Origin of the sequence: Kitasatospora sp. NPDC058965 (assembly GCF_042741245.1) — a bacterium.
Taxonomy (GTDB): domain Bacteria; phylum Actinomycetota; class Actinomycetes; order Streptomycetales; family Streptomycetaceae; genus Kitasatospora.
On sequence record NZ_JBHYKG010000025.1, the window covers coordinates 39,046 to 45,312 of the forward strand.

The following is a 6,267-nucleotide window of genomic DNA, read 5'->3' on the forward strand; positions in this document are numbered from 1 at the left end:
AATACCCGTTGGCTTCGGCACGAACGACGGGTCTAAGCTGTCCGGTCTGCCCCTCCCGATCCAGGGGAGGTCCTGGCCGCTCGGCAACCGGCCAGGTGTACCCACCGTGAGCTACTGACGAGACCGCCGCGCCCGGAGGGCGCGGCCGGGAAGGTTCGCCGTGCACTCCCCCGCCACCACCACCGCCACCGCCGAGGACGACCCGCTTCGGCGCGAGCGCGACCACCTCGCCTCCTCCCGCGCAGCCCTGCGCGCCATGCGCGAGGACGCCGAGTCGCTCGACATCTCCGACGTCGCCGGCACCTGGGTCACCCAGCAGGTCCTGCACGACCAGATCCAGCGCCGGATCGCCGCGCTGGCCGACCTGGCGCACACCCCGCTCTTCTTCGGCCGACTGGACTTCCTGCACGCCATCTCGTCCGACCGGTCCGAGGGGGCCGGCGGCGAGCGGTTCTACATCGGCCGGCGCCACGTGCACGACGCCGACGGCGACCCGATGGTGATCGACTGGCGCGCGCCGGTCTCCCAGACCTTCTACCGGGCCAGCCGCAAGGACCCGATGGACATCGGCAAGCGGCGCCGGTTCGGCTACACCGGCGGCGAGTTGACCGCCTACGAGGACGAGAACCTGAGCGATCCGGCCGAGCTGGAGCAGGCCTCCGCGCTGCTCGCGGCCGAGATCGAGAAGCCCCGCGTCGGCCCGATGCGCGACATCGTGGCCACCATCCAGCCCGAGCAGGACGAGATCGTCCGCGCCGACGTGGGCGGCACCGTCTGCGTGCAGGGCGCCCCCGGCACCGGGAAGACCGCGGTCGGCCTGCACCGGGTGGCCTACCTGCTGTACGCGCACCGCGAGCGGCTCGCCAAGGCCGGCACCCTGGTGATCGGCCCGAACAGCTCGTTCCTCTCCTACATCGAGCAGGTCCTTCCGGCCCTGGGCGAGTTGGACGTGGCCCAGGCCACCGTGCAGGAGCTGGTGGCGCACGTCGAGGTGCGCGGCCGGGACACCGCCGAGGCGGCCCGGATCAAGGGCGACGCCCGGCTGGCCGCGGTGCTGCGCCGCGCGGTGCGGGACGGCATCACGCTGCCCACCGAGCCGTTGGTGGTCACCCGGGGGTCCCGCCGCTGGCGCGTGCCGGTGTACGAACTCACCGGCATCATCGAGGAGTTGGCTGCCCGCGACGTGCGCTACGGGGCGGCCATGGAGGCCCTGCCGCAGCGGATCGCGCACGCGGTGCTGGTCAAGATGGAGCACGGCGGCGAGGCGCCGGACGACCGGGTGCAGGACGCGGTGGCCCGGTCCCGCGAGGTCAAGGCCCTGGTCAAGGCCTGCTGGCCGGCGGTGGACCCGGCCAAGCTGGTGCTGCGGCTGCTGGGCGAGCCGGAATTCCTGGCGCACTGCGCCGAGGGGATCCTGGCCGAGGCGGAGCAGCGGGCGATCGGCTGGCCCAAGCCGGCCCGCTCGGTGAAGACCGCGCCGTGGAGCGCGGCCGACGCGGTGCTGGTGGACGAGGCCCGCGACCTGGTGCAGCGCACCCACTCGCTGGGCCACGTGGTGCTGGACGAGGCCCAGGACCTCTCGCCGATGCAGTACCGGGCGGTCGGCCGGCGCTGCACCACCGGCTCGGCCACCGTGCTCGGCGACCTGGCCCAGGGCACCACCCCGTGGGCCACCGCCAGCTGGCCCGAGGCACTGCACCACCTGGGCAAGGCGGGCGCCCACGTGGAGGAGCTGACCACCGGCTTCCGGGTGCCCGAGCAGGTGATCGCCTACGCCTCGCGGCTGCTGCCGGTGATCGCCCCCGGCCTGGCGCCGGCCACCTCGATCCGCACCGGGCAGGACACCCTGACGGTCCGCCACGTGCCCGACGGGCTGACCGGGGCCGTACTGACGGCCTGTCACGAGGCACTGCGGCGCGAGGGGTCGACCGGCCTGATCGTGGCCGACGCCCGGATCCCGCTCTTCGAGGCGGCGCTGGCCGAGGCCGGGCTGGCCTTCCTCACCCCCGGCGCCGAGACCACCGCCGAGGCCCGGCTGACCCTGGTGCCGGCCTCGCTGGCCAAGGGCCTGGAGTACGACTACGTGGTGCTGGACGAGCCGGCCGCCGTGGTGGCCGGCGAGCCGGACGAGCGCACCGGGCTGCGCCGGCTGTACGTGGCACTGACCCGTGCCGTCTCCGGTCTGACGGTGCTGCACGAGCAGCCGCTGCCGGCGCAGTTGGGCTGAGCCGGAGTGGAGCGGGGCCCGCCCCCACAGCGGGCCCCGCCGCTCACCCCCCGATCAGCGCCCGCCAGTGCGCCACCTTGGCGGGGTCCACCGGCGTGTCCCAGCCGGCCGCCCGGACCGCGCCGCCGACGTGGAAGGCGTCGAAGCCCTCCGCGACCAGCTCGGCCAGGTGCTCCTCGCGCAGGCCGCCGCCGATCAGGATCCGCTGCTGGTAGCCGGGTTCGCCCGCCTTGGCCAACTCGCCCGCCAGCACGGACCGGCCGGCCTCCACGCCCGCCGCCGCGCCCGAGGTCAGGAAGGTGTCCAGGCCGGGCAGCTCGGCCACCGCCGCGCGCACCGCGGCGCGGTCGGCGCTGTGGTCGATCGCCCGGTGGAAGGTCCAGCGGCAGCCGTCCACCGCCTGCGCGACCGTCCGCACGGCCGGCAGGTCGACCGCGCCCGCGCCGTCCAGGAAGCCCAGCACGAACTCGTCGGCCCCCTCGGCCCGCAGCGCCGCCGCGCGGGCGCACAGCTCGTCCAGGTCGCCGGGCGCGAAGCCGTCCCGGATCCGCAGCATGACCCGCAGCGGCAGGTCGACCGCGGCCCGGATCGCGGCGAACTCGGCCAGTGAGGGGGTCAGGCCGTCGGCCGCCATGTCCGTGACCAGTTCGAGGCGGTCGGCACCGCCGGACTGCGCGGCCTGGGCGTCCTGCGCGGTCAGCGCGATGACTTCGAAGATTGGTCTAGACATGTCGCTTACCATGCCACACCACCCTTCCCCGCCGCGAGCCCCCCACCACCAAAAGGCCCCGCACCCCCGCCCGGGCGGGTGGGCCACAATGACCGTCATGGCAACCGAAGACCTGCTCGCCCGCTGGAACACGGCCCTCACCCGCTGCGGCGCGAGCGCCGACCCAGAGCCGTACGGACAGGAACTGCTGCGCCGCTGGGCCGAGCCGCAGCGCCGCTACCACACCACCGAGCACCTGCGGGCGGTGCTGGACCGGGTCGACGAACTGGCCGCGCACGCGGCCGACCCCGACGCGGTGCGGCTCGCCGCCTGGTTCCACGACGCCGTCTACCGGCCCGACCGCAGCGAGAACGAGGAGCGCAGCGCGGAGCTCGCGGTGCGGGCACTGCGCGAGGCGGGCCTGGCCGAGGCGCGGATCGAGCAGGTGGCCCGGCTGGTCCGGCTGACCCTCAGCCACCACCCGGAGCCGGGCGACCGGGACGGCGAGGTGCTGTGCGACGCGGACCTGGCGATCCTGGGGGCCGAACCCGCCCGCTACGCCGCCTACGCGGCGGCCGTGCGCGAGGAGTACGCCTTCGTGCCCGAGCCGGACTTCCGGGCCGGCCGGGCCGCGATCCTGCGCCAGCTGCTCGCCCTGCCCGCGCTCTACCGCACCCCCGAGGCCGTCGCCCGGTACGACGCACGGGCCCGCGCCAACCTGGCCGCCGAGCTCACCGCCCTCGAAGGCTAGGGTCCGTGCCGCGTCACTGGACCCCGGCCTTGCGCCGGCGCAGGCCGGCCGCGGTCAGCCGGGCCACCAGCTCCTTGCTGCCCACCGGCGCCGCGCCGGCCGCCAGCGCGTCCTGGTAGCGGGAGGCCGGGACGTCGTAGTGATCGCGCTCGAAGCCACGCGGCGGCAGCCCGAGACCGGCCGCGAAGGCGTGCAGCTCCTCGTACGAGCGGTCGCTGACCAGGTGCGACCACAGCCGCCCGTGGCCGGGCCAGGTGGGAGGGTCGATCAGGATCACGTGAGCGACCCGACCGCTGCCACCACGATGCCCTCCTTGCCGCACACCCAGTGCGGATCGGGCCCCAACTCCGGCTCCACGCTGAGCGAGTGCAGCTCCCCCTCGGCCGCACAGGCGTCGCAGAGCGGCCACCGGCCGTACCCCTCCAGCAGCGCGTCCTGCACGTCCTGGGCGACCAGCCCGACGACGAACGCGGCCCCGTCCGGCCACTGCTCCAGCCACCAGCGCCGGTGCGTCACGGCGTCCTCGACCAGCGAGACCACGGCGGCGTCCGCCACGTCCCGGGCGGCCAGGTCGGCGAGGATCAGCGCGCGGGCGCCGTGCAGGGCGGTTTCGATGTCGGCCATCCGTCCATTGTCCCGCACGCCGAAGGGCGGCCTCCCCGCACCGGGGAGACCGCCCTTCTCGAACAGCCGATCCTTCGGACGAAGGATCAGAAGTCCATGTCACCGCCCGGCATGCCGCCGCCGGCGGCCGCGGCGGCCTTCTCCGGCTTGTCGGCGATGACGGCCTCGGTGGTCAGGAACAGCGCCGCGATGGAGGCGGCGTTCTGCAGCGCGGAGCGGGTGACCTTGGCCGGGTCGATGATGCCCTCGGCGACCAGGTCGACGTACTCGTTGGTCGCGGCGTTCAGGCCGTGGCCGGCGGGGAGGTTGCGGACCTTCTCCACCACGACGCCGCCCTCGAGGCCGGCGTTGGTGGCGATCTGCTTGATCGGGGCCTCCAGCGCGACCTTCACGATGTTGGCACCGGTGGCCTCGTCGCCCTCGAGCTCGAGCTTGTCGAACGCGACACCGGCCTGCAGCAGGGCGACGCCGCCACCGGCGACGATGCCCTCCTCGACGGCCGCCTTGGCGTTGCGCACGGCGTCCTCGATGCGGTGCTTGCGCTCCTTGAGCTCGACCTCGGTCGCCGCGCCGGCCTTGATGACGGCCACGCCGCCGGCCAGCTTGGCGAGGCGCTCCTGGAGCTTCTCGCGGTCGTAGTCCGAGTCGCTGTTCTCGATCTCGGCACGGATCTGGTTGACCCGGCCCGCGACCTGCTCGCTGTCGCCGCCACCGTCGACGATGGTGGTCTCGTCCTTGGTGATGACCACCTTGCGGGCGGTGCCCAGCAGGTCGAGACCGGCGTTCTCCAGCTTGAGGCCGACCTCCTCGGAGATCACGGTGCCGCCGGTGAGGATGGCGATGTCGCCCAGCATGGCCTTGCGGCGGTCGCCGAAGCCCGGGGCCTTGACGGCGACGGACTTGAAGGTGCCGCGGATCTTGTTGACGACCAGGGTCGACAGGGCCTCGCCCTCGACGTCCTCGGCGATGATCAGCAGCGGCTTGCCGGACTGCATGACCTTCTCCAGCAGCGGGAGCAGGTCCTTGACCGAGCCGATCTTGGAGTTGGCGATCAGGATGTACGGGTCGTCGAACGACGCCTCCATCCGCTCCAGGTCGGTGGCGAAGTAGGCCGAGATGTAGCCCTTGTCGAAGCGCATGCCCTCGGTGAGCTCGAGCTCCAGACCGAAGGTGTTGCTCTCCTCGACGGTGATGACGCCTTCCTTGCCGACCTTGTCCATCGCCTCGGCGATGAGCTCGCCGATCTGGGTGTCGGCGGCGGAGATCGAGGCGGTCGCGGCGATCTGCTCCTTGGTCTCGACGTTGCGGGCCTGGGCCAGCAGCTGGTCGGAGACGGCGGAGACGGCCTTCTCGATGCCGCGCTTGAGGGCCATCGGGTTGGCGCCGGCGGCGACGTTGCGCAGACCCTCGCGGACGAGCGCCTGGGCGAGCACGGTGGCGGTGGTGGTGCCGTCACCCGCGACGTCGTCGGTCTTCTTGGCGACCTCCTTGACGAGCTCGGCGCCGATCTTCTCGTACGGGTCCTCGAGCTCGATCTCCTTGGCGATCGAGACACCGTCGTTGGTGATCGTGGGGGCGCCCCACTTCTTCTCAAGGACGACGTTGCGGCCCTTGGGGCCGAGCGTCACCTTGACGGCGTCGGCAAGCTGGTTCATGCCACGCTCAAGGCCGCGGCGAGCTTCCTCGTCAAACGCGATGATCTTGGCCATCGGAAGTGGTCCTCCAGGACACGGTCGACTGCTCGGACCGAAGGTGCCCGCGACGGACGGCCCTGGTGTGCGGGGGGCCTGTCCCCTACCGCTCCCTGGGGCCTCACCGACCCGGTCCGTTTGTCACTCTCACACTGCGAGTGCTAACGCCAATGATTAGCACTCCACCCTGGCGAGTGCAAGCTCCTTCGGGCACACGACGCGAACGGCGGCAGGCCCGCACCCCGTTCCCCGGCGGGGGAACTGG

General features: G+C 73.1%; 6 protein-coding genes. 2 read left to right on the forward strand and 4 right to left on the reverse strand.

What is annotated here, in order from left to right:
* The first annotated feature begins 160 nt into the window (after nt 1-160).
* Nucleotides 161-2,227: a HelD family protein gene (locus tag ACFW1A_RS07115; protein WP_380405532.1), complete on the forward strand. Its 2,067-nt coding sequence runs from the start codon at nt 161-163 to the stop codon at nt 2,225-2,227.
* Nucleotides 2,228-2,270: 43 nt separating this feature from the next.
* On the opposite strand, the gene ACFW1A_RS07120 is transcribed toward ACFW1A_RS07115, so the two are convergent.
* Nucleotides 2,271-2,957: a copper homeostasis protein CutC gene (locus ACFW1A_RS07120; protein ID WP_380405535.1), complete on the reverse strand. Its 687-nt coding sequence runs from the start codon at nt 2,955-2,957 to the stop codon at nt 2,271-2,273.
* Nucleotides 2,958-3,045: 88 nt separating this feature from the next.
* Between ACFW1A_RS07120 and ACFW1A_RS07125 the strand changes: the two genes are divergently transcribed.
* On the forward strand, nt 3,046-3,687 hold the full coding sequence (locus tag ACFW1A_RS07125) for an HD domain-containing protein (RefSeq protein ID WP_380405538.1): 642 nt from the start codon (nt 3,046-3,048) through the stop codon (nt 3,685-3,687).
* A gap of 13 nt (nt 3,688-3,700) precedes the next feature.
* Here the strand turns inward: ACFW1A_RS07125 and ACFW1A_RS07130 are convergent, their stop codons facing one another.
* The 3 genes from ACFW1A_RS07130 to groL all read right to left on the reverse strand — a co-directional run bounded on the left by ACFW1A_RS07130 (nt 3,701) and on the right by groL (nt 6,020).
* Nucleotides 3,701-3,964 (reverse strand): DUF4031 domain-containing protein, encoded by a 264-nt coding sequence (locus ACFW1A_RS07130; RefSeq protein WP_380405540.1) that lies wholly within the window; start codon nt 3,962-3,964, stop codon nt 3,701-3,703.
* The gene (locus ACFW1A_RS07135) at nt 3,961-4,311 is read right to left on the reverse strand and encodes a hypothetical protein (RefSeq protein WP_380405543.1); all 351 of its coding nucleotides are present in this window, start codon (nt 4,309-4,311) and stop codon (nt 3,961-3,963) included. The genes ACFW1A_RS07130 and ACFW1A_RS07135 overlap by 4 nt, the downstream gene beginning before the upstream one ends.
* A gap of 86 nt (nt 4,312-4,397) precedes the next feature.
* Nucleotides 4,398-6,020, reverse strand: a complete 1,623-nt coding sequence (groL, locus tag ACFW1A_RS07140; protein WP_380405546.1) for a chaperonin GroEL — start codon at nt 6,018-6,020, stop codon at nt 4,398-4,400.
* Nucleotides 6,021-6,267 lie beyond the last annotated feature (247 nt).